This is a genomic window from Stomatobaculum sp. (genome assembly GCF_057248925.1).
The window spans coordinates 45,488-69,599 of record NZ_DBHIHF010000001.1; the positions used below are offsets into that span (position 1 = coordinate 45,488).

The window sequence follows — 24,112 nt, forward strand, 5'->3', positions numbered from 1 at the left end:
GCTTCCCCTTTTATATCTGTTTTTGTTTCTTGGCACCACGATACCGTCCGGTGCCGTTTTTATCGCGGTACATTTCGGCATCAGCTTCATCCAGTGCTTCCTGTACCAATCCTTCTCTCGCGCGCCACGCTGCCCCCATTGCAGCCTGCGGCGCTGTATGCGCTTTGAGTGCCTTTCGTAAATCCCGGACACGCGCTGAGAAACTCGTCTCTTGCAGTCCGGATTCCAAAATAACAAATTCATCTCCGCCCGCGCGATAAATATGTTCACGCGGAAAATAAGCAGCAAAGAAATCCACCGCCCGCTGCAACAACCGATCACCTGCCTTATGGCCGTACCGGTCATTTGTCTGTTTTAGCCCGTTCAAATCGAGATAAACCACTCCGACGGAACGCGGCGCATTCCGTTTCATCAGCGCCCTTCGATGTGCTTCCATTGCATTTCGGTTCTTGATGTTCAGAAACGCATCGGAATGTGCCGCACGCCGCAAGCTCTCTTCTCTTCTTTGGTTACCGAGCTCGGTCGAGAGCAGAAGGGCCAAAGAACGACAACTTTTTCGGACACGGAGATTCTGAAACAGAGAACTGCAACCTACGACCAGAGTTCCGATTGTCACACCGCGGCTCTCCAGCGGAAGGCGGAACACAAACCTGACCGCCTGCGTTCCGGCGGTCCGACAGCTCAACCGCCGCCTCCGTTCGCCCTGTTGCAGGTGAAGCGCCAATGCCGGAAGTTTTAATCCGCGCGCTGCCGTACGCAAAAAGCGCTCCAGTCCCCGCCTTGTGCTGTCTTCCTTCAAGATTTCCAGGCACTGGATCACCAAATCCATACTATCTCTCATGTCCTTACTCCTGAAATGTCTCTGCTCGTATCCTTAAGATATCCGCAAGAAAGCATACTCTAAATATGACGGGAAGTCTACGATTGCGCCCGAACTGTAAACAAATTGTAAACTTTTTCTTTATTATGTATTCATTTCAGAAAATGTATACAGTTTAAAAAGAGGGCGACGGAAACACAGCTTCCATCGCCCTTCTTGCAAAATCGGTTTTAGTTATTAATCAGCTTGGAATCCTCATTGTTCCAGCTATAGAGCTTTCTGATCTCCTTGCCGACAGACTCCGAAAGATGCTCAGAAGCCTTTCTGCGCATTGCCTTGAAGTGCGCCTGGCGTCCGGCCGGGCTCATATCAAGCAGGAACTGATTTGCAAATGTTCCATCCTGAATATCGGAAAGGATCTTCTTCATTGCCTTTCTCGTCTCATCCGTGATGAGCTTCGGTCCGGAGACATAGTCACCGAACTCAGCCGTGTTGGAAATCGAATAGCGCATGCCCTCGAAACCGGACTGGTAGATGAGGTCGACAATGAGCTTCATCTCGTGAATGCACTCGAAATACGCATTTCTCGGATCGTAGCCTGCCTCAACCAGCGTATCGAAACCTGCCTGCATCAGTGCGCAAACACCGCCGCAAAGGACAGCCTGCTCGCCGAAGAGATCGATCTCGGTCTCGATGCGATAGGTCGTCTCCAGCAGACCCGCTCTCGCGCCACCGATTGCCGCGCCGTATGCGAGTGCCTTCTCCAGTGCCTTGCCCGTTGCATCCTGCTCCACCGCAATCAGCATCGGAACGCCCTTGCCATCAAGGAACTCACTGCGAACCGTGTGGCCCGGTGCCTTCGGTGCAATCATCGTGACATCGACGAACTTCGGCGGTGTGATGAGACCAAAGTGAATGTTAAAGCCATGTGCGAACATGAGCATGTCGCCCTCGTTGAGATTCGGCTCGATGTCCTTCTTGTACATATCTGCCTGCAGCTCATCGTTGATCAGAATCATGATGATGTCTGCCCACTTTGCAGCCTCGGCATTGGTCTTCACCGTGAGCCCCTGCTTCTCTGCCTTCTCTCTCGACTTGGAACCCTCGTAGAGACCCACACAGACATCAACGCCGGAATCTTTCAAATTCAGCGCATGCGCGTGACCCTGGCTACCGTAACCGATAATCGCAACCTTATGTCCCTTTAAAACGGAAACATCGCAATCTTCCTGATAATAAATCTTCAGTGCCATACTATTTTCCTCCATCTTTTTCGTGTCAACAAAAGCATTATCAAAAAAGACCGAATTCTGCGACTCTCAGTCCGCGAAAGAACCCAGTTCTGATAACCGAATTTACGGCAGATATCTCACATCTTCCGCTCCGCGCGAAAGTCCTGTGATACCTGTTCTCGCAAGCTCCAGAATCTCATACTCTTCCAGCAGCTTGAGCAGTGCATCCAGCTTGCTCTGATCCCCGGTTAATAATATCGTGAGAGAGCTCTTGCCCACATCCACAATACTAGCGCGAAAAATCTGCACAACCGCATGAACAGATTCCCGCTGTCCCGCATTCGCACGTATTTTGACCATCATGAGTTCACGGTAAACACTTCTGTCTTCCGGCAAACGCTTGATATCCTTGACATCCTCGAGCTTTCGAATTTGCTTCTCAATCTGCTCCAGCACATCATCGTCGCCGTTCGAGACCACCGTCATTCTTGTGTAGCGCGGATCTGCGGTGACGCCCGCCGTAATGCTCTCGATATTATAACCCCGCCGCGTAAACAGACCCGCAATGCGGCTCAGAACGCCGGGCGTATTGTCCATCAAAAGCGAAAAAACGACTCTCATCTGCATTTCCTCCGTGTATACGCAAAATATGATAGCAACGGGGCCAAAAAAAGTCAACTTGCCCTCCTGTCATCTTCCTTCACCGCTCTACCGCGTTTTGCTGTCTTTGCTTGCACTTTCTCTATCGACTTTGTAAGGATTTCACAGTACTTCTCTAAAATCCGCCGAAATATGTCGATTTGTCCAAACAATCAAAACCATTCCGCCTTCTTTTTTCCAAAAGCAAGAATTCCGCGCACGAAATAGCTCAGATTGCTTGCGAGCAAAGAACACAACAAAAGAAAGGCCGGGGGAATGCGGAAAGGCGTCTCTCCGGTTTTCGGCAGTCGGGCGCGCCTATGATACTCGACAGATTCTGTTGCGGCCACAAGTTTGGTACCTCTCTCCCCGTGTTCCGGAGAGACGCTTTCATGCACTACCTCCACCCGCGCATCTGCCCTCTTCTGCGGCGTCGGTTCTATGACTCCGCCTTCCCTGCTCTCTGTACTCCCTGTTTTCTGCCTCTGCGTTTTTTTGTTCACAGTTCCGTCCGGCAAAGCCTGCCTCTGCCTTCCGCCGTTGCCGCTGCTGTTACCGCCACCAATATTGTCGCTCTCCTGTTCCTTCTGATAACGAGCCACCAGATCGATATCGCGTGTCGTTCCCGCCGGTATTGTGTGAATAAATTTTCCGCCGACAAGCTGCCAGGTCCAAAAGCGCATGCCCTGCTTCACCGGACCATAAGGAGAAATTTCATCTTCAATGGTAAACTCGGTCGGGTTTTGCGTGTTGTTCACGCCGCCCGCCGTATCGTAACGGATGCGATAGCGTATTGGTTCCCAAATCGCACGGAAGGTCAGCTCTCCCGCGCTGCCCGCTTGAATCCGATTGTCCGCGACCCCGGGAGCGCTGCTCTTCTCCCAACGGAGGAAGGTGTACCCGATGCGATGAGGCGTAGGCAACGTGAAGCCTGCATCTTCCGCGGTATAAGACTGCGGCAACGCAGGAAGGCCCTCCACGCGACTGTTTAAAGTCTCGCCGAGCTCATAGCGAATCGGATACCGATTCAACGTCCAGATGGCAGTCAGTGTTCGGTCTCCCGTGCTCCCCGCCGGAATATTCGTGACGGTCTGTCCGTTCTCGCTCCAAATGCCGGTATACCCCTGTCGCTGCGGCGGCGCAAGAGACACCGCCCCCTCAATCGTATAGCTGTCCGGATTGACTGCCGGATTGATCGGCATGTTACTGCCGCTACCGCTGTTCAAATGATACCGCAACCGATATGATTTGATCTGCCATTTCGCATAGTAAGTCTTCGGCATTGCGTCCGTCGCCGGAAAGTCTGTGACCGGCACTCCCGCAAAAGCGGCATTATCGTACCAGCCAAGGAAATCATAGCCCTGACGGAAAGCCGGACTCAGATGAATTGTGCCTCCCCCATTGGTCTCTATGCTATAGCGCAGCAGATTACTCGCCGGAACGACTGCCGGATTCGCTGCGGAATCATTCAGCTCATACCGCACCGGATATTGCAGCGGCGCGCTCCACTTCGCATAATAATGCTTGTTCTCTGCATCCATGGTGCGGAGCGTTGTGATCGGCGTACCGAGCAGCGCGGCATTGTCATACCAGCCCTCAAAGGCATAACCTGGTCTGCTTGCCGACTGCATCACAAAATCCGCATCTTCCACCGTATACCCTGCCATACCGCTGTTCGGATTCACCGCCGGGGGGCCGGCCAGTGTCCCGTCATTCAAATCCCACTGTACCGTATAGCGTATCGGATTGCTCCATTTTGCATAAATCGTGTAATTCTCTGCACTGGCCGGATCAATGGTCCGGATAGGCATCGTTAAACCCGCATCTCTGTACCAGCCTTCAAAAACATACCCTGTCCGAACAGGTGCCTGCAGGGAGATGTCGGGATCCGTGACCCGGAAGCCGTTCGGATTCGACACGGAATTGCGCGCAGCATGTCCTGCAGGTGTATCATCGTTGAAGTGATAGTCGATTGTATACGGGAGCGCAGCGCCCCACTTCGCATAATAGTCGGTCGGATTTGTGTCGCCCTGTGTTGTATCAATCACTGTAGGCGCCGGAACGGTCAGCGCGGCGTCGGTAAACCAACCCTCAAAGGGATACCCTGCCCGGACCGGATCCGCAAGTGCGTAATTCGGCGTCTCAACCGTATATCCCGTAAACCCGGCATTCGGATTGCTTGCCGGATGTCCGACAGGCGTTGCATCATTTAAATGGTAGGTGAGCGCATAACGCTTTTGTGTCCATTTGGCATAATAGTGGCGATTCCCTGCCGGTGCGTGATTCGTGACAAGCTTTGTGACCGGCGTACCTGTGAATGCCGAATCTTCATACCACCCGTCAAACGTATAGCCTTGCCAGACCATAGGGACAAGATTGATGTCGGCATCCGTGACCTCATAACTGCTCACTGTGTTTGAGTTTATGCCGGGTGCCGTCCGGGAGGCTACCTGCACATTATTTGTATACAGGATTGTATAGGTGTTTTTCGTCCAATTTGCTGTCATGGTGACCACGGCTCCGTTTTGCCGCGAGAGCAATGACGGCGTCACTCCATCCGCATAAGTCTGACCGTCTGAACCTGTCCATCCGCTGAAGGTATACCCGTTGACGGCAAAGCGGTTTCGTAAATCGGCTGCTGCGTTGCCGGTAATATGCTGATCCGGCATATTGCCAGTGACTGTCTGACCGGCAGGCGCATTGGCAAGAAACTGCACTGTATATTGATGCGGATTTCGTGTGACTGTACCCGGCAGGTATGTAATGGTATATGTCCCGATTGCAGTACTGCCCGCGCTTCCGTTGTCAAAACTTGTCGGATTTTCCGCAATGACCGGCAAGGTCGGATGCACATCTGCGGTGGAACTGTTGTCAAAGTTCACGGTGAGCGCACGCACGCGATCGTTGCCCAAGAGGCCGGTGACGACCGCATCTGCCGTACTCCAGGTAAGCGGTTCGGTCGCTGTCACGGTTCGGTCGTTCATTCGGACTGTGAGCTGCCTTGTCACTCTTCCGCTTCCCGCATTGCGGAAGCCGCCATAGCTTCCCTGAATATACAGTTGACTCGCCGGATTACTTGCATCTATACTGCCATGATTTACCACACTGCTGCTTGCGGGAACGGTCAGTATGTGTCCGTTTAAATCCAGACTCACATTGGCCGGGATATCCCCTGTTAGCGTTGTGTCACCGATCAAGGTAAGCGGCGCATTGCCGTTCTGTCCCGCCCAGATTACAGCTTCATCCGCAGTCTGAAAATAATACCGCTGCGTGCTCCGCTCGGCATACACCGTCGATGCGGTATGCAACGGAACTACCTGCTCGCTCGTGGAACCCGTCTTCTTGTAACCGCTAAACTCGATATAAAAACCTTTGACGTCCAGACCGCCTCCCGTGTATTCACTCACATTGTGGAGGTCGTTCCAGTGTCCCGCATTGTGTACCTGCATGACGGACTCATAGCCCGAGACATACGGGCCGCCGTGCATGCCGCCCGATGAATTCGGCTCGTAGGTCACACCGCCTGTCGGCTCGAAATGCGAATAACTGCCGTAGGGCGTGTTCAGTGCATGACCATTGCCGGTGGGCGTGGATCCGCCGTTTCCTTGCTCGTAATACTCAATGCCCGTCTCCGGTCCGTTCTGCCAGCGAAAACGCCGATGCGCCCCGCTGCCTGTGGAGCCGCTGAGGCTCTGGTTGGCAAAAACGGAACCGGCCGTTCTGCCCGGCGCCAGATTATCGGTCCAGTTCGGCACCGAATCACTGTCGTTGATGCCCTCAAAGCGTGCGCCGCCGGACCAAGCCCCGATATTTGTCGCCGTGACCTGATTCAAGATATTGTCCTCTGCCGCCGAAGTGACCGTGACCAAGTAGCCCTGCATCCCGTCAAGGTAGGTCTGCTTTGCCAGATTATAGCTTTCCGCCCAACTGATTAAACGCTTTGGCTGCGGCTCTACATACATATAGTAGTGTTCCGCACTGTCGCCCGGCATGGGATTCGGAATCGTGGCTTTTGTGAGCTTGATTGTCGCATTCTGCGGAAAACGGCTCGGGCCGTTTCCGAGACTGATTGTGAGCTGTTGATTGGCTCCCTGACTCACAAGGTGAAAGTGAAGCTTATTCTCGAGAAAGGTCTTCGCCTCTGCCGGGGTGAGCGGCGTCGGAAAAATGATCTGATAAAACCGGTGATTCGCATTGATGTCCGTAAACAGCTTGTAGTCATGCGAGTCTGCCCCCGGCGCATAGTCCGGAATGGACTCAATATAACCGGAGTCCACCTGTATGCTCATAGAGCTGATGCCATTACCGGCCGCGTCCAAAACAGTCACATCCTTCAGACGGTAATCCAGGCGATTATCATTGTCGTAATCCAGCATCTTAAATTCCACGCCGAGCGTCGGGGTAGTCGCAGGCCTGTAGTTGACAACCGCAAAGGGCGAGAAATGCTCCGCAGCCACCTGCAAAACGGGAAGATTTGCGGGTAGCCCTTCGCGAAGTGTATCGACTTTACGCTCCGCTTCATCGATATGGAGTACCGAGACCGTATCATCTATGCTATACGCTTTGTCGTCCCCCATTTCGGTCAAGTCGGCAGCAACAATGCCGACATTCCGGAAGGAAACGACAAGCTGACCCTTGCTACTATCCGGCTGCACAGCTTTTCCTGCCGCATTAAATACCGTCAGATCACAGAGAAACTGTGTCGTCACAGACTTGCCTTCCGTATCCGCATGCTCGCTTATTCGGTTGAGGACTTCTCTCTCTTCTTCATCGGTCAGCCGCCGCGCTTTAAGCACTGCTCCTTCCGGCAACACACCGGCCGGAGCACTGGCATCAATTAAAACGCCATCGAGCTCCGTGCGCAATATCTTTGTCGCACTCGATGGTGTCCCCCAACCGGCCGCGCCTGCAAAAAGGGCCTGTCGCTCCTTGGCAGCTGTCGCTTCGGAGGGGCTCGCATTCCTGTTCCGTGATTTTTTTTGCACGGCCGCCGGCAATACCAAATCATTGATTAATTCCGCATCTTCCCGAAAATCCTCAATCGCCGGAGCGGCATAGACGGATGTTGCCGCAAAAACATTCCATACAACCATAGCCGCACTGAGCAGTGCAGCCAGTATACATTTGGAGCGGTGGATTCTTGTCATCATCGCTCTTCTCCTCTCCGATCGGTTCTAAAATCAACCTTCTAAGTATACTTTGCATCTCTCTGTCTGACAAGCTGCAGATACAGTGGGAGGCGCTGTGCTCCCGCACAGCGCCTCCCACTGTTCTTGCGGATACCGCTTTTCCGCGATCCGCTGTTTCACTTTACTGCTCTTCTTTCTTTCTGATCGCTGCGAAGCCTGCGAGCAGTATGCCGAGTGCCAGACCTGCATAGTTCAGTGCGAGCGGTGCCTCACCGGTCTTCGGAAGACGACGCTTGCCGCTCTTCCGGACCGTACCCTGATTCACTGTGCTCTGATTCACCGTTCTCTTTGCGCCGTCGTTGTCCGACACATACTTGTTGCCCTCTCTCTGGTCCGCTCTCTTCTGCGGCGTGGGCTCTGTGCGGTCATCGCTCGTGTTAACCGTTGTGTTGTCAGCCGGATTTGTATTTGCCGTATCCTGCTTCGCACCGCTGTGATTCGAAATCGGTGCGACATTGTTCGGGCTGATGGTCGCGCGGTGTCCGCCGTTTCGGGTTCCGCCGCCGCCACCGGCACCGCCGCCACCGCCGCCGCCGACGTTATCGGTATCCTGATCTTTCTGGTAGACCGCAACGAGGGCCACGTCGTGCGTGGTTCCGGCCGGAATCGTGTTCAGGAACTTGCCGCCGACCACCTGCCAGGTCCAGAAGCGGACGCCCTGCTTCACGGCACCGTAGGGGTTAATCTCGTCCTCGATCGTGAACGTGGTCGGGTTCGCGGCGTTGTTGACACCGCCCGCCGTATCGTAGGTGATGTGGTAGCGGATCGGCTCCCAGACTGCCTTGAAGCTCACCTCGCCGTCGCTCTCCGCCGTGATCTGATTGTCCGCAACGCCCGGTGCGGAGCTCTTCTCCCAGCGGACAAAGGTGTAACCGACACGGCTCGGGGTCGGCAGCGTGATGGTCGGATCCTCAATCGTATACGAAGTCGGGAGGTTACTAAGACCCTGAATCGGGCTGTTTCTCGTCTCGCCGAGGTCATAGTTGATTGCATAGTGGTTCGGCGTCCAGCTTGCCGTGATGGTCTGGTTGCCCGTCGTGCCTGCCGGAATACTCGTCACGGTCTGACCGTTCGAGGTCCAGCTGCCGGTATAACCGCGGCGCACCGGTGGCGCCAGCGGGACATCATCCTCGACCGTGAAGGTCGGGACATTGTTGGTCGGGTTGGTCGGCGTGCCGATGCCGCCGCCCGGGTTTAAGTTGTAGTTCACATTGTAGTTCGTGAGCTGCCACTTTGCGTAGTAGGTCTTCGGCGCTGCGTCCATCGTGTGCAGGGTCGTAATCGGCGAACCGCTGAACGCGGCATTGTCATACCATCCCTGGAAGGTCGCGCCGTTCCGGGTCGGAATACCGAGTGCAAAATCGGCGTCCTCAACCGTGTAAGAATTCGGCGTCACTGCGCTTGCCGGACTCGACGGCTTGTCATTCATTACATAGGTAATCGGATAGACAATCGCCGGGCTCCACTTCATATAGAAGTTCTTGTCCTCAAGGTCCTGGACGCGAAGTCCCGTGACCGGCTGCGTGAGCGCTACATCGCTAAACCAGCCCTCGAAGGTGTAACCGGTTCTCGTCGCCGGAGCGAGCGTAAAGTCGGAACTAAGGACATTGTAGCTTGTCACCGTGTTCGGGTTCGTCGCCGGGTGTGCAACTGTATCGTTTGCATGATAATAAATCTGATAGTCGTTCGGATTACTCCAGCGCGCGTAGTAGTGCTTGTCGACTGCATCCATCGTGTGGAGGTTCGTGACCGCGCTTCCCATGAAGGTCGGGTTCTCAAACCAGCCCTGGAAGGTAAACCCTGCTCGGAACGGATCGTTAATGGTAATATCCGGATCCTCAACCGTGTAGCTCGTCACCGTATTCGGATTTGTGCCGCTCGTGCCTGCCGGTGCGCCGTCGTTCATATCCCACTGCACCGTATAGCTCTTTGCCGCGCTCCACTTTGCATAATAATGCTTGTCGGTCGCATCCATCGTGTGGAGATTTGTGACCGGTGTACCCGCGAAACCGGGGTTATCGTACCAGCCGAGGAAATCATAACCCGTTCTCGTCGCCGGGGCAATCGCTGTGTCGGGATCCAGAACCGTGTAGCTCGTCACCGTGTTCGGGTTCGTCGCCGCATGGCCTGCCGGGGTGCTGTCGTTCAAATCCCACTGCACGGTATAGGTCTTCGGCGCGCTCCACTGCGCAAAGTACTGCTTCGGTGCAGCGTCGGCCGTGTGAAGCATCGTAACCGGACTACCCGCAAAGCCGCTGTTATCGAACCAACCGAGGAAGTCATAACCCGTTCTCGTTGCCGGGGCAATCGAGACATCCGGCGTCAGAACCGTATAGCTCGAAACCGTATTCGGATTCGTCGCCGGATTTGCCGTCGTGTCATTCAGAACAAAATTGACCGGATAACTGACGGCATTACTCCACTTCGCATAATACGTCTTCGGTGCTGCATCCATCACAGAGAACTGTGTAATCGGTGCGCCGGTGAACGACGCATTGTCATACCAGCCTTCAAAGGTAAAACCGTTCCGGAGCGGGGGGACAACCTGCAGTGTAGACGGCGTTGTCTCAACCGTATAGTGTGTCGGATTGACCGCCGGATTGGTCGCCGGCGTCGACGGCATGTCATTTAACACATAGTTGACCGGATAAATCTCCGCTGCGCTCCACTTCGCATAGTAATGCTTGTTCTCGGCATCCATCGTGTGGAGCGTCGCCGGCGCCGGGTTCGTGAGCGCGGCATCCGTAAACCAGCCGAGGAAGGTGTAGCCGGTGCGGGTTGCGGGCGCGATTGCGACATCCGCATCCTCGACCGTGTAACTCGAAATTGTATTCGGGTTGGCAGCCGCATGACCTGCCGGGGTGCCGTCATTCAAATCCCACTGCACGGTATAGTTCTTTGCGGCGCTCCACTTTGCGTAAACGGTATGGTCCGTTGCACTCGCGGGGTTAATCGTCGTAACCCGCGTTGTAAAACCGGGATCCGCATACCATCCCTGGAAGTCATAACCCGTGCGGGTCGGATCCTGCAACGTGATGACCGGATCCGTGACGCTGAAGCCCGGGCGGTTTGCACTCGGATTGTTCATCGGATGCGCAGCCGTATCATTTCCGACATAGGTAATCGTATACGGCGTTGCCGCCCCCCACTTTGCGTAGAGATCCAGCGTCGGATGTGTATCGCCCTGGGTCGTGTCAATGACCGCCGGTGCCGGAATCGTAAGTGCCGCATCCAGATACCAGCCTTCAAACGGATAGCCCGAGCGGGTCGGTGCAAGCAGCGTGTAATTGGGGGTCTCGACGGTATAGGTCGGCCCGAAAAGGGTCGCATTCGGATTATTCGCCGGATGACCTGCCGGCGTTGCGTCATTCAGATGATAATTCACCTGATACGACTTCGGCGTCCACTTTGCGTAATAGTGTCTCGGGCCCGCCGGGTTCGCATTGGTCATAATCTGCGTAATCTGGGAACCACTAAAGCTACTGTTGTCATACCAGCCGTCAAAGGTATAACCGGTCCATGTCATAGGCAGCAGCGGAATGTTTGCATCCGTCACCTTATAACTCGTGACCGTGTTCGGATTTGTGACCGGCGCAGTGCGGGAACTCGTATTCACATTGTCTGTGTACTGAATCGGATAACTGTTCTCCGTCCAGTTTGCGGTCATCGTAACCACACCGTTATTCTGTGTCGAGAGCAGATTCGGTGTCGCGCCGTTCGCATAGGTCTGGCCGTTCGAACCGGTCCAACCGTTAAAGCTGTAGCCGTTCACCGCAAAGCCGTTCGTAAGGTTTGCCGCCGCATTGCCGGTGATGGTCTGATCCGGCGTCGTGCCCGTTGCGGTCTGACCCGCCGGTGCGTTTGCAACAAACTTAACCGTATAGTGATGCGGATTTCTGGTCACGGTGCCCGGCAGATAGGTAATCGTATAGGTGCCGAGTGCTGCGCTGCCCGCAGTGCCGTTGTCCAGAGTCGTCGGATTTTCAGCTGTAACCGGCAGAGTCGGATGCACATCTGCGGTCGAGCTGTTGTCAAAGTTCACGGTGAGCGCGCTCACGCGGTCGTTTCCAATCAGACCACCCGTGACAGTCGCATCCGAAGGGCTCCAGGTGAGCGGCTCGGTTGCGGTCACGGTGCGGTCATTCATGCGAATGGTAATGTTCCGCGTAATCTGTCCGCTGCCGCCGTTGCTGAGATTTCCGTTCGAACCCTGTACTGCCAGATTACTTGCCGGGTTCGTCGCATTGATGGTGCCGTTGTTTACTACCGTGCTGCTCGCCGGAACGGTGAGTGTGTGACCGTTCAGGTCAATGCTCACGCCTGCCGGCACATTGGTCGTAAGCGTCGTATTGCCGGTCAGCGTAATCGGCGCATTGTTGTTCTGCTGCGACCATGCGACCGCATCGTCTGCATTGTTAAAGTAGTACGTCTGTCCGTTCAGGGTTGCGGTTGCGGTATATGTCGTATTCAGCGAAACCGGATCATCACCGGTATCGCCGGTCTTATTGTAACCACTAAACTCAATGTAGAAGCCCTTGACATCGAGACCGCCGCCGGTGTAGTCACTCCGGTTATGCAGGTCGTTCCAGAAGCCCGCATTATGTACCTGCATCGCCGCCTCAAAACCGCTGACTGCCTGACCGTGTCCTACCGCGGAGTTCGGCTCACCGGTCGGACGGAAATTCGAATAGGCAGCCGCACCATTCGAATACGCTGTGACCAGTCCGTGACCGTTACCGCCCGGTCTTGCACCGCCGCCCTCTTGTTCATAGTACTCAATATTCGCCTCGGGGCCGTTCTCCCAGCGGAAACGTCTCGCCGCTGTCGGCGTAGTGGTCAGGCAGGCATTGACGTTCTGGTTTGCAAAAACTGTTCCCGTTCGCCCTGCCACCGAGTTATCCGACCATGCCGGCACGGAGCTCGCATCGTTGATTCCTTCATAACGCGCACCGCCGGACCACGCGCCTGTCGAAGGCGTTGTAATCTGGTCGAGAATCTTATCCTCCTGCTGGGAGGTGACGGTGACGAGATAACCCTGCATACCGTCGAGATAGCTCTGCTTTGCCGTATTATAGCTGTCCGCCCAGCTGACCAGTCCTGCCGGCTGCGGCTCGACATACATATAGTAGTGCTCGGCGCTGTCACCCGGCATCGGGTTCGGAATCGTCATCTTGGAAATCTTGATTGTCGCATTGGTCGGGAAATTGTTCTGACCGTTGCCAAGCGTAATCTTTAACTGCTGGTTTGCACCTGCGCTCGGCAGATAGAACTTCATCTGCTGTTCGATGAAATCCTTTGCTTCCGTCACGGTCAGTGCCGTCGGGAAGATAAACTGGTAAAAGCGATGACTCCCTGCCGGGTTGACATCCGTAAAGCTCTGATAGGACTTGCTTGCGGTCACACTGCCGTTGTCCGGCATGTCGTTGATGTGTCCCACATCGACCTGGAAGTTCATCGAAGTGATGCCGTTCCCCGTAGCGTCGAGAACCGTCACATCCTTCAGCTTATAGCTCTGGCGACTTGTATCTCCGTCGTAGTCGAGAAGCTTGAACGACGCGCCGAGCTGGGTATTGCCGGTCTGATAGTTGACGACAGCAAACGGGGAGAAGTGCTCCGCCGCCGCCTGTAAGACCGGCAGGTTCTCGTCGAGACCCTCGCGGAGCGTGTCAACCTTCTCGCCTGCCTCATCAATATGAAGCACGGAAACGCCCGCCTTCTCAGTCTGCTTCTCTTCTTCCGGCGCTGTCTCCGAACTCTCTGCGGAGACAATACTTATATTATGGAAGGAAACCGCCAGCGTACCCTTCGCGGTATCCGGCTGAATCGGTTCTCCCGCTGCGTTTAACACCGTCAGATCGCAGAGGAACTGCGTGGTTGCCGTCTTGCCGCTCGCCGCTGCGTGCTCATTGATTTTCGCGAGCACCTCCTGCTCTTCTGCTTCAGTCAGCTTCCGCGCGCGGAGTGTCGAGCCTTCCGGCAACACACCGGCCGGTGCACTGACTTCAATCTCAACGCCGTCGAGCTGGGTGTGTAACACGCGCGCCGCATTGGACGGTGTCCCCCAGCGCGCTGTGCCCGCGAGGATATCCTCTGCTGCCTTGTTCTGCTCGGTAGCGTCAGAAGGGCTCGCTCCCTTTGTCTGCAACTGCTGCTGCAAAGACTTCGGGAGAGCCAAGTCATTGATCAGCTCTGCGTCTTCCCGATATTCCTCTGCGGATGGCGCTGCATAAGCGGGTACTGCCGTCGAGATGTTCAGCACTGTCATGGCAGCACTCAGCATCATCGCAAGCAAGCGCTTTGACCTGTTCCCTCGTTTGCTCATTCCTTGTCCTCCGTTTGTATAGCTCAATTCTAAACTCTTAAACTTCTCTTAAAATATACAGATGCACACGCGCTTTGCAATGTTTCGTATCTATGTTTTCTCTTTTTTATTTTTTGTTAAAAAACGTGTGCCTTCGGCATCCGCTTGTATCTGAATTCGGACAATGCTAAATTGTCTCGTTTTGTTTACATAATTAATTTATGTCAATAAACCAAGGCCACGATTTAAAATCGCTGCCTTACTCCGATTGGGAAAATCCCAACATTTATCTCACGGATTCTGCCACATATCCGCAAAAAAAAGGAAATCGTGCCGATACACGATTTCCTTTTCGTCTATATAGTTATGCCTCAGTCTTCGGACCTGCCGCAACCAATGCCTTACCGGCTGCATTGCCCTCATACTTCGCAAAGTTCTTGATAAAGCGCTCTGCAAGATCCTTTGCCTTCTTGTTCCACTCCTCGCTGTCCGCATAGGTGTCTCGCGGATCAAGAATGGCCGGATTCACGCCCGGAAGCTCGGTCGGAACTTCGAAGTCAAAAAACGGAATCTTCTTGGTCGGTGCCTTCAGCACATCGCCGTTCAGAATGGCATCGATAATACCTCTCGTGTCCTTAATCGAAATTCTCTTGCCGCTGCCGTTCCAGCCGGTATTCACGAGGTATGCCTTTGCACCGCTCTGCTCCATGCGCTTCACGAGCTCTTCCGCATACTTGGTCGGATGCAGCTCGAGGAAAGCCTGGCCGAAGCAAGCCGAGAAGGTCGGGGTCGGCTCGGTGATGCCGCGCTCGGTTCCCGCGAGCTTTGCCGTAAAGCCGGACAGGAAATAATACTTGGTCTGCCCCGGCGTCAGAATGGAGACCGGCGGCAATACGCCGAACGCATCCGCCGAGAGGAAAATCACATTTTCCGCTGCCGGACCATGGGAAATCGGCTTCACAATCTTCTCGATATGGTCAATCGGATAGGAAACTCGGGTGTTCTCCGTGACACTCTTGTCCGTAAAATCAATCTTTCCGTCGGCATCGACCGTGACATTCTCGAGGAGTGCGTCGCGGCGGATTGCATTGTAAATGTCCGGCTCGGACTCTTTGTCGAGATTGATGACCTTGGCATAGCAACCGCCCTCAAAGTTGTAGACGCCGGAATCATCCCAGCCGTGCTCGTCATCGCCAATCAGAAGACGCTTCGGATCAGTCGAGAGCGTAGTCTTACCGGTACCCGAAAGGCCGAAGAACACCGCCGTGTTCTTGCCGTCCATATCGGTATTTGCCGAGCAGTGCATCGATGCAATGCCGCAGAGCGGCAGGTAATAGTTCATCATCGAGAACATGCCCTTCTTCATCTCGCCGCCGTACCAGGTATTCAGAATGACCTGCTCCTTGGTCGTGATGTTGAAGACAACCGCAGTCTCGGAGTTGAGGCCGAGCTCCTTGTAGTTCTCAACCTTTGCCTTCGACGCATTGTAGACAATGAAGTCCGGCTCAAAGTTCTCGAGTTCTTCCGCCGTCGGGCGAATGAACATATTGGTCACGAAATGTGCCTGCCATGCAACTTCGACGATGAAGCGCACTGCTATGCGGGTATCCGGGTTCGCACCGCAGAATGCGTCGACCACAAACAGACGCTTGCCGGAGAGCTCCTTTTTTGCGAGCTCTTTGACCGCGTGCCAAGCCTCTTCGGTAGCCGGGTGGTTATCATTCTTGTATTCATCGGAGGTCCACCAGACCGTATCCTTGGAGTTCTCGTCCATGACGATAAACTTGTCTTTCGGAGAACGACCTGTGTAAATGCCGGTCATCACGTTGACTGCGCCGAGCTCGGTCACCTGCCCCTTTTCGAAGCCTTCCAGACCCGCCTTGGTCTCCTCTTCAAAGAGCAACTCATACGACGGATTGTGTACGATTTCTGTTGTCCCGGTAATGCCATACTTGCTTAAATCAAGCTTACTCATGTACCTTTCCTCCTCTGTCCTCCGCTCGTGCAAATGCACTGATTTCTCGGGGTTAAGTTCCGGGATTATTATACACTATATCCGAACAGAAAACAATCACGCCCGTTTTGCTTTGAGATATTCATCAATGCCGCGCGCCGCCTGCTTTCCCGCTCCCATCGCAAGAATTACGGTCGCCGCACCGATTACGGCATCGCCGCCTGCAAAGACGCCCTCGCGCGTGGTCTGACCGTTCTTCTCATCGGCAATCAGACAACCTTTGCGATTTGTCTCAAGTCCCTCCGTCGTCGAAGAAAGCAAGGGATTCGGCGAGGTGCCGAGTGCCATGATAACTGTATCCGCCGGGATTTCCTCCTCGGAACCCGGAATCTCGACCGGTCTTCTTCTGCCCGACTGGTCCGGCTCTCCAAGCTCCATGTGAATCACACGGACACCGCGAACCCAGCCGTTTTCATCCTGCAAAATCTCGACCGGATTGGTGAGCAGATCAAAAATAACGCCCTCTTCTTTTGCGTGATGCACTTCTTCCGCGCGCGCCGGAAGCTCTGCCTCCGAACGGCGGTAGACAATGTGCGTCTCCGCGCCGAGGCGAAGCGCCGTCCGCGCCGCATCCATCGCGACATTACCGCCGCCCACGACAACCGCGCGCTTGCCCGCAAAAATCGGCGTGTCATAGTCTTCGCGAAAGGCCTTCATGAGGTTATTGCGCGTCAAAAACTCATTTGCCGAGAAGACGCCACTCGCTGTCTCGCCCGGAATATGCATAAACATCGGCAGGCCTGCGCCCGAACCGATAAACACCGCATCATAGCCCTCTTTGTCAAGAAGGTCGTCTACCGAGACCGACTTTCCGACAATCGTGTTGGTTTCAATCTCCACGCCGAGTTTTTTGACATTTTCGACTTCATGTGCAACCACCGTGTCCTTCGGCAGTCGGAACTCCGGAATACCGTAGACCAGCACACCGCCCGGCTCGTGAAGCGCCTCAAAGATCTTGACCTCATAGCCGAGCTTAGCAAGGTCGCCGGCACAGGTGAGTCCCGCCGGCCCTGCGCCGATCACAGCGACGCGCTGCCCGTTTTTCTCGGAATTGTTTTCCGGCTCCAGTTTATGCTCACGCGCCCAGTCTGCCACATAGCGCTCCAACTTACCGATTGCAACCGGCTCACCCTTGATGCCGCGGATGCAGACGCCTTCGCACTGGGTTTCCTGCGGACAAACGCGCCCACAGACTGCCGGAAGTGCCGAGCTCTCCGCAATAATGCCCGCAGCCTTTGCCTCCTGTCCGGCAATGACCTGCTGTAAAAATGCCGGGATATTAATCGAAACCGGACATCCCGCAACGCAACGCGGATTCTTACAGTTTAAACAGCGAGATGCCTCCGCTCTCGCCTCTTCCTCTGTATAGCCGAGACATACTTCCTTGAAATTTTTGGCGCGCTCATCCGGTGCCTGCTCCGCAATCGGAACTCTCTTCATCATATCCATTACTGTTGCCCTCTGCAATTTCCGCAACCGCCGTGGTGCGTCTTGCCTTCTTTTTCTCTCAGATACTCCCTGCCCTCTTCGCTCGCGTACATTCTGGCGCGCTTCATCGCCTGGTCAAAATCAATCTTGTGCGCGTCAAACTCCGGACCGTCCACACAGGCAAACTTGACTTCGTCACCGACAATCAGACGGCAGGCGCCGCACATGCCCGTGCCATCCACCATAATGGGATTCATGCTGGCGACTGTCGGAATACCAAGCTTCTTGGTGAGCAAGGCGACAAACTTCATCATAATCATGGGACCGATTGCAACGCAAAGATCGTAGTGCTTGCCTTCTTTTTCCACCAGCTCCTCGACTTTTGCAGTCACAAGTCCGTGGAAACCGTAGGACCCGTCATCGGTGGTGATATAGAGGTGATCGCCGCAGACCGCACGCATCTCATCCTCGAGTATGACCAAATCCTTATTCTTTGCGCCCTGCACAACATCCGCTGTGACACCCTGCTCCTTCAGCCATTTGACCTGCGGATAGACAGGCGCTGTGCCGACGCCGCCGGCCACAAAGAGAATATTCATTTTCCGGAGTTCTTCCGGCGTCTTTTTGGTGAGCTCTGAGGGACATCCGAGCGGTCCCACGACATCCTCAAAGAAATCACCCTCGTTCAGCTCCGCCATCCGATAGCTACTCGCGCCGACAACCTGGAAGACAATCAGCACTGTGCCCTTTTCGCGGTCATAGTCGCAGATGGTCAGCGGAATGCGCTCGCCGTAGCGATCGATTTTTACAATCAGGAACTCTCCCGGCAGACACTTCGCGGCGACACGCGGTGCCTCGACATCCATGAGCCAAATTTGCTCTGCAAGTTTCTTTTTCTTCAGGATTTTATACATAAGGATTCTCCATTGCTGTAATACCGTGTTACCGAATCAAGTCTTGTTTTCGCACACTTATTCTATCCGCATGCCGCCACTCTTTCGCTCGTAACGACAGAAAGAAAACGGCAAATCAAAATAGGTCTCCTCTTCACTCTCCCGGGTCAGTTCCCATTCCGAATCCCGATCCAGATTCGGGAAAAAGCGATCGCCGTCATAGAGGTAGTCGATCTTTGTGATTTCCGCGCTGTCCGCATAGGGCAGAAAATCTCGGTAGATGCTCTCACCGCCGCACACAAAGACCTTATCCTTGGGAAGTTCCCGGATTTCCCGTAAGACCTCCCCGATGCTGTTGCAGACGGTCACACCTTTCGGTGCAAACTCCGGGCTCCGGCTCAGCACAATATTGCGCCTGCCGTAAAGCGGCTGCTGTCCCGGTAAATCCAAAAAAGTTTTCCGCCCCATGATGACAGTCTTGCCAAGCGTCTCCTCCAGAAACAGTTTCTGGTCGCGGGGAATTTTGACCAGAAGCCTCCCGCCTTTTCCGATGGCCCAGGCTCTGTCCACCGCCGCAATCAAAATCATGCTTCTTCTCCGAGTATCAGTTCCTTCGCGTAGGGGAGCGAAGTAATCCAGTCGCAAAACGTGTGCCATTCGGCAAGCTTGTGATCGCGTCTTGAAAAATAAATATGCACCAGCGTCTCATAGTTAAAGCTGCAAGTGCGAAGCTGCTGATAGCTTTCGGGGAGCAGTTGTATCATCGAATACCAGGCGTCTTTTTCTTTGGTCTCAACAAAGCGAAGGCGCAACTGTTCTAGAACTTCAATCATCCGATCCAGAGCAGCGAGCGCTTCTTCTGTCATATGGTCGTGAGAGAAATCCTCCCGTGAAAAGGGTTTGCTGTGAATCTTGTGCATGGTCGAAGTGGAGTTTGCCACCGTCGCCACTTTATAGGTGTCATATTCCTTCCACCAATAGAGCGGCGCCGTGATGTCGACCGAGACAAAAATCTGACGCATATACTTCCGATGATCGCTCCCTGCCTTTCTGAGTCGCATGGCCAGGCCGAGATCGTTCTCTCCCAGAATGTAATTTCCGGCTTCGTCGTAGTGGCTGTCACTTCTTGCCCAAGAATTCAGCGGATTTCTAGCGCCGCGCATCGCATTTTCCAGATTCATAACAGAGCTGCGTTCCAATTGAATCATGGCGTTACCCCTCTTTCTTCCTATTATAATAGTTGCATATCAGTCAGTCTCGCTGATGCGATTTCGCTTTCGTTCCTGATAGCGCGCATATGCCTTTTCGAGCATTGCCTTTTCATTTGCAAATTTCAGAAGATGCCATGCCTCGTGATACTTGTAATAGCCGGAATCCATAAAAAACTCTTCCCGCTGCGGTTTGGAATAATAGCTCTCCGCGCTCATCAGATACCAGTGAACGCTCTTGTCGACCTGCTCTGCCTGGGCGTTAAACGTATATTCACTCTTGCCGATGTACTCGACAATATGAGCACTGACTCCTGTCTCCTCTTTTACCTCACGAAGTGCAGTTGTCTCAAAGCTCTCGCCCGCCTCTACGGTGCCCTTCGGGAGTACCCAACCCTCATAGCGGTTTCTGTAATTCTTATAGAGCAGCAGGATCTTTCCGTGAAAGATCACGATGCCGCCACAGCTCGTTGCTTCGACCATTTGCAATCCCTCCTGCGCGACGCATATCCCCAAACAAATGTAAGTGTACTACTGACAGCTTTTCAGCACAAGCTCTTTCTCCCTGACCCGTTGCCTCATTCGACCGCGCGCTTAAAGTGCCCGCGTGTAAAGTTTTCGTAGGCCTCCGGGACGCCCTGTTCCCCCAGAACAAAGCTCCGGTAAATCGAGCGCACTGCCGTCTTTGTCTCTGCAGCGCTCTCATTGCTGAGTAAGAGCCGGACCGCGCCCAGCTTGAGCCCGGTGAGCTCTGCAGCCACACCGCTCAGACTGAGCGGCGCTGCATTGTAAATTGTATTATAGCAGAAGGTACAATGCGTCTTGACAGGCATTTCCATCAGGCGGCGATCTCTGAGTTTCATATACTCGGGTTTATGATCACAGCGCGCGGCTGTCTTTTTGAGACAATTCGCCGACACCATCATGGGCAGCCGCCCCGCGACAACCATCTCCTGTCCCGCCGTGTCGAGAAATTTGAGCTCTCGCGCAGTCTCCTCAATCGGCAACGTGAGGCGCGCGGCACCGAATTCTCTGAGACAGAGCTGCGCTGTCCTGTTCATGCCGTAGACTTGAAAATCAAAATAGAAAGCCGGACAGCGCCTGTTCCGTTCTCCGTAGAGTATCTCAAAAAAGCCCGGTTCTTCCAGATTCCGGATAATCAAAGCGTCCAGCGGCAAATCGACCAACCGTTCCGCCTGCTCCAGAAAAAAGTGCTCTGCTTCTGTCCTAAAAATCTGCGGCAAGAGCAGATACACGCGCTTGCCTGCGTTTCGTATGCAGCGGACCGCCGCCTGCCACTTATCCGCCTGAATACTGTCTGCGCCGAAGGAGATTGCGGCGACCTCTTCCATCTCGGAAACCGTCTGTATCTGCTCCCAGCTGTCACAGCTCACATGGAGTTCCGGCGCTGTCTGTCCTGTATCTGCCGCGCGGACAGTTCTGTCTTCGCCGTCTGTCTTTATCGCGCGGACAGTCTCTCTGTCGCGTACAGAATTCCGCAGAAAGGCCGCATCGATCTTTGCGGAAATTGCTTCGATTCCCTTTCGGCGCAGCTCATTCAGTTGTTTCACCGGAAAGAAAAAGCCCTCTTCGATTGAGACATCCAGCTTTGCAAAACGAAATCCCGTGCCCCCGGTTTTCTGAAGCCGCTCCCGCACTGCCTCCGCCGTACTTCCGGCTGTTCTCGCCCGCTCAGCAATTTCGCCCGCGACTTCGGCACTGAGTTGCCCTACTCCGGGAATTGAAGCGCTGAGTTCCAAATACATCGGCTCGCCATCCCGCTGCACAAACTTTCCATAGAGTGGCAACTCCCGCTCTGTTTTTAGATATTTCTCTTCGATTTCCTCTTCATACGGAATATTCTGCTTCCGCTTCTCTTTCTTCTCCTGCAGGACTATCATTTCGCGCCCGTTATGTTGGCGATAATAACCTTCTGTTTGACCTCCCCGGTCAAACAGGTCCAAGAGATGCGCTCTGTCCGCCGCTTCCACCGCAAATCCCTCTGCCCCCTCACTTGCATAGAGGTCTAGGTACTTCCGCCAGATGGATACGACACCGGCCGTATAGCGCGGGCTCTTCATGCGCCCCTCGATTTTTAGACTGTCTATGCCGCTCTCTGCGAGCATCGGAATCAAATCCAAGCTGCAAAGATCTTTACAGCTGAGGAGCAGCCCCTGTCCCGACGATTTCTGATTTTCGCGCTGCAGACTATAGGGCAGGCGGCAAGTCTGGGCGCAGCGCCCTCGATTGCCCGAGCGCTCACCGAGAAGGCTCGACATGAAACACTGTCCGGAGTAAGCATAACAGAGCGCACCGTGCACAAAACTCTCTACCTCCAATCCGGTTTCCTGTTTGATGCGCACCAGTTCTTCGAGGCTCAATTCACGCGCCGGAATCACACGGCTCACCCCGAGACGCCGATATAGCTCTGCGGCATGCGGCCCCGTTATGGTCGTCTGGGTACTTGCGTGCAGGGAAAGAAGCGGGAAATGCTCGTGTAGCAGAGCCAACGCTCCCAAGTCTTGCACAATTGCAGCATCCAATCCCGCTTCGTAATAAGGTGCGATATAATCCGGCAGAGTCTGAAGTTCTGCCTCTTTTAAGAGGGTGTTGACCGTCATATGGATACGAACACCAAAGCGGTGCGCATAGCGCAGCCCCCCGATGAGATCCGCTTCCTCCGGATTCTCCGCATAAGCTCTCGCGCCAAACTTCGCACCGCCGACATAAATGGCATCTGCGCCTGCATTGACTGCCGCCCGCAGGCTTTCAATCGAGCCTGCGGGTGCCAAAAGTTCTGGTATCTTATTCCTCATCCTGTCCTAATCTATCCGTTTACTTGGAAAGCAGCTCATCCAGCTCTGTTTCCAGCTCCTTGCTGCGTTTCTTCTCTGCCTCCAGTTCCTCTTCGAGGCGGTGTATGTTGGCAGTGAGGCGTTCCTTTTCCGCCTGTAGCGACTCCTTCTCTTTTTCTGCGATGGCAAGTTGCTCTTCGAGTTTCTGCTTCTCTGCCGCAAGCGAAGCATCTGCCGCCTCATCCTTGGCATCTTTCTGCAAGGTTTCCATGCGAAGGCGCTGCTCGACAAGTTCCCGCTTCAACGCATAGACTTCGGAGGCGTGCGCTGCCGCCTCTTCCTTGAGCTCCGCGCTCTCCGCTCTCGCCTGCAGACAGTCATCCGCAAGATTCAACCAGAGAATCTGTGCCCTACGCTCGCTGTTCTGGCGCGCATAGGCGCGGTTCTGCCTGAGCTCCGCAATTTTATTGTCGATATAAGCCGCAACCTGGCGGAGATACGCACTGTCGCCCCCGGCGAGCGGAATTACCTTGCCGTCAATGATGACTTCCGTACTACGCTGTCTACTCTGTTCGTCACGCATCTGCTTGTTCCTCATCTTCCTTTTTTCGATTCAAATGGCTGTATGCGTATTCTGTCGCGACTCTGCCGCGCGGTGTCCGGATCAAAAAGCCCTGCATCAGGAGATAGGGCTCGTAGACTTCCTCCAGCGTGCCGGCATCTTCCCCGAGCGCCGCAGCCAGCGTATCCAGTCCCACCGGACCGCCGTGAAACATATCAATGATGAGATTCAATATGGTTCTGTCCCCTGCGTCGAGGCCGCAGGTATCGACATCCAAAAGATTCAGCGCATCGCGCGCCACCGCTTCCGTAACGGCACCGCTGTACTTGACTTCCGCAAAATCCCGGACGCGCCGCAACAGGCGATTGGCAAGTCGCGGGGTTCCACGGGAGCGCCGTGCAATTTCTGCCGCACCCGCCGTATCAATCTCGACACCGAGTACTTTGGCCGAGCGAAGGACAATTTCCTGCAGTTCGTCCTGCTCATAAAATTCAAGACGCTGTACCACGCCGAATCGATCTCGGAGCGGTGCGGAGAGTAAGCCCGCTCTTGTTGTGGCCCCGACTAAGGTGAAGTGCGGTAGCGCAAGGCGTATGCTCTTTGCATTGCTCTCCTTGCCGAGCACAATATCGATTGCAAAATCTTCCATCGCGGGATAGAGCACTTCCTCAACCTGACGGTTCAGGCGGTGTATCTCATCGACAAATAGCACATCACCCTCCTGCAGATGATTTAAGATTGCTGCCATATCACCCGGCTTCTCGATGGCAGGCCCCGAAGTGATTTTCATGTGCACGCCCATCTCATTCGCAATGATGCCGGAGAGCGTGGTCTTGCCGAGTCCCGGCGGTCCGTAAAAGAGCACGTGATCCAGAGACTCGCGCCGCTGTCTCGCCGCATCGATATAAACCTGCAACATGGACTTTAATTTCTTCTGTCCGATATATTCCTGTAAGCGCTGCGGCCGAAGCGACTGCTCGAATCGTGTCTCCTCGGTTGCAAGTTCTGTTGTTATGATTCTACGCTCCATA

At 54.4% G+C, this 24,112-nt stretch carries 14 protein-coding genes; all 14 read right to left on the bottom strand.

What is annotated here, in order from left to right; genetic code table 11:
* Positions 1-10 precede the first annotated feature (10 nt).
* The 14 genes from ACO4XG_RS00070 to ruvB all read right to left on the bottom strand — a co-directional run bounded on the left by ACO4XG_RS00070 (position 11) and on the right by ruvB (position 24,111).
* Positions 11-490 (bottom strand): GGDEF domain-containing protein, encoded by a 480-nt coding sequence (locus ACO4XG_RS00070; protein ID WP_308509275.1) that lies wholly within the window; start codon positions 488-490, stop codon positions 11-13.
* A gap of 560 nt (positions 491-1,050) precedes the next feature.
* A complete protein-coding gene (ilvC, locus tag ACO4XG_RS00075) occupies positions 1,051-2,073 on the bottom strand; it encodes a ketol-acid reductoisomerase (RefSeq protein ID WP_485129623.1) in 1,023 nt (340 codons plus the stop codon).
* 102 nt (positions 2,074-2,175) lie between these two features.
* Positions 2,176-2,679: an acetolactate synthase small subunit gene (ilvN, locus tag ACO4XG_RS00080; RefSeq protein ID WP_040799150.1), complete on the bottom strand. Its 504-nt coding sequence runs from the start codon at positions 2,677-2,679 to the stop codon at positions 2,176-2,178.
* 185 nt (positions 2,680-2,864) lie between these two features.
* On the bottom strand, positions 2,865-7,841 hold the full coding sequence (locus ACO4XG_RS00085; RefSeq protein ID WP_308509276.1) for an InlB B-repeat-containing protein: 4,977 nt from the start codon (positions 7,839-7,841) through the stop codon (positions 2,865-2,867).
* 160 nt (positions 7,842-8,001) lie between these two features.
* Positions 8,002-14,202: an InlB B-repeat-containing protein gene (locus tag ACO4XG_RS00090; protein WP_485129624.1), complete on the bottom strand. Its 6,201-nt coding sequence runs from the start codon at positions 14,200-14,202 to the stop codon at positions 8,002-8,004.
* Between the two features lie 343 nt (positions 14,203-14,545).
* The gene (gene pckA, locus ACO4XG_RS00095) at positions 14,546-16,156 is read right to left on the bottom strand and encodes a phosphoenolpyruvate carboxykinase (ATP) (RefSeq protein ID WP_308507868.1); all 1,611 of its coding nucleotides are present in this window, start codon (positions 16,154-16,156) and stop codon (positions 14,546-14,548) included.
* A gap of 96 nt (positions 16,157-16,252) precedes the next feature.
* Positions 16,253-17,644, bottom strand: a complete 1,392-nt coding sequence (gltA, locus tag ACO4XG_RS00100) for an NADPH-dependent glutamate synthase (RefSeq protein ID WP_308507867.1) — start codon at positions 17,642-17,644, stop codon at positions 16,253-16,255.
* Complete coding sequence (locus ACO4XG_RS00105; RefSeq protein WP_308507866.1) at positions 17,644-18,537, bottom strand: sulfide/dihydroorotate dehydrogenase-like FAD/NAD-binding protein; 894 nt, start codon at positions 18,535-18,537, stop codon at positions 17,644-17,646. The genes gltA and ACO4XG_RS00105 overlap by 1 nt, the downstream gene beginning before the upstream one ends.
* A 57-nt stretch (positions 18,538-18,594) precedes the next feature.
* Positions 18,595-19,104, bottom strand: coding sequence for a dihydrofolate reductase (locus tag ACO4XG_RS00110; RefSeq protein ID WP_308507865.1), 510 nt, complete (start codon positions 19,102-19,104; stop codon positions 18,595-18,597).
* A complete protein-coding gene (locus ACO4XG_RS00115; RefSeq protein ID WP_308507864.1) occupies positions 19,101-19,724 on the bottom strand; it encodes a hypothetical protein in 624 nt (207 codons plus the stop codon). Before ACO4XG_RS00115 ends, ACO4XG_RS00110 begins: the two co-directional genes overlap by 4 nt.
* A gap of 39 nt (positions 19,725-19,763) precedes the next feature.
* The gene (locus ACO4XG_RS00120) at positions 19,764-20,207 is read right to left on the bottom strand and encodes an NUDIX hydrolase (RefSeq protein WP_308507863.1); all 444 of its coding nucleotides are present in this window, start codon (positions 20,205-20,207) and stop codon (positions 19,764-19,766) included.
* 95 nt (positions 20,208-20,302) lie between these two features.
* Entirely contained in the window at positions 20,303-22,540 is a 2,238-nt protein-coding gene (locus ACO4XG_RS00125; RefSeq protein ID WP_308507862.1) for a U32 family peptidase, read from the bottom strand.
* Between the two features lie 19 nt (positions 22,541-22,559).
* Positions 22,560-23,102: a cell division protein ZapA gene (locus ACO4XG_RS00130; RefSeq protein WP_308507861.1), complete on the bottom strand. Its 543-nt coding sequence runs from the start codon at positions 23,100-23,102 to the stop codon at positions 22,560-22,562.
* Positions 23,095-24,111, bottom strand: coding sequence for a Holliday junction branch migration DNA helicase RuvB (ruvB, locus tag ACO4XG_RS00135; RefSeq protein ID WP_308507860.1), 1,017 nt, complete (start codon positions 24,109-24,111; stop codon positions 23,095-23,097). The genes ACO4XG_RS00130 and ruvB overlap by 8 nt, the downstream gene beginning before the upstream one ends.
* Position 24,112: the final 1 nt, after the last annotated feature.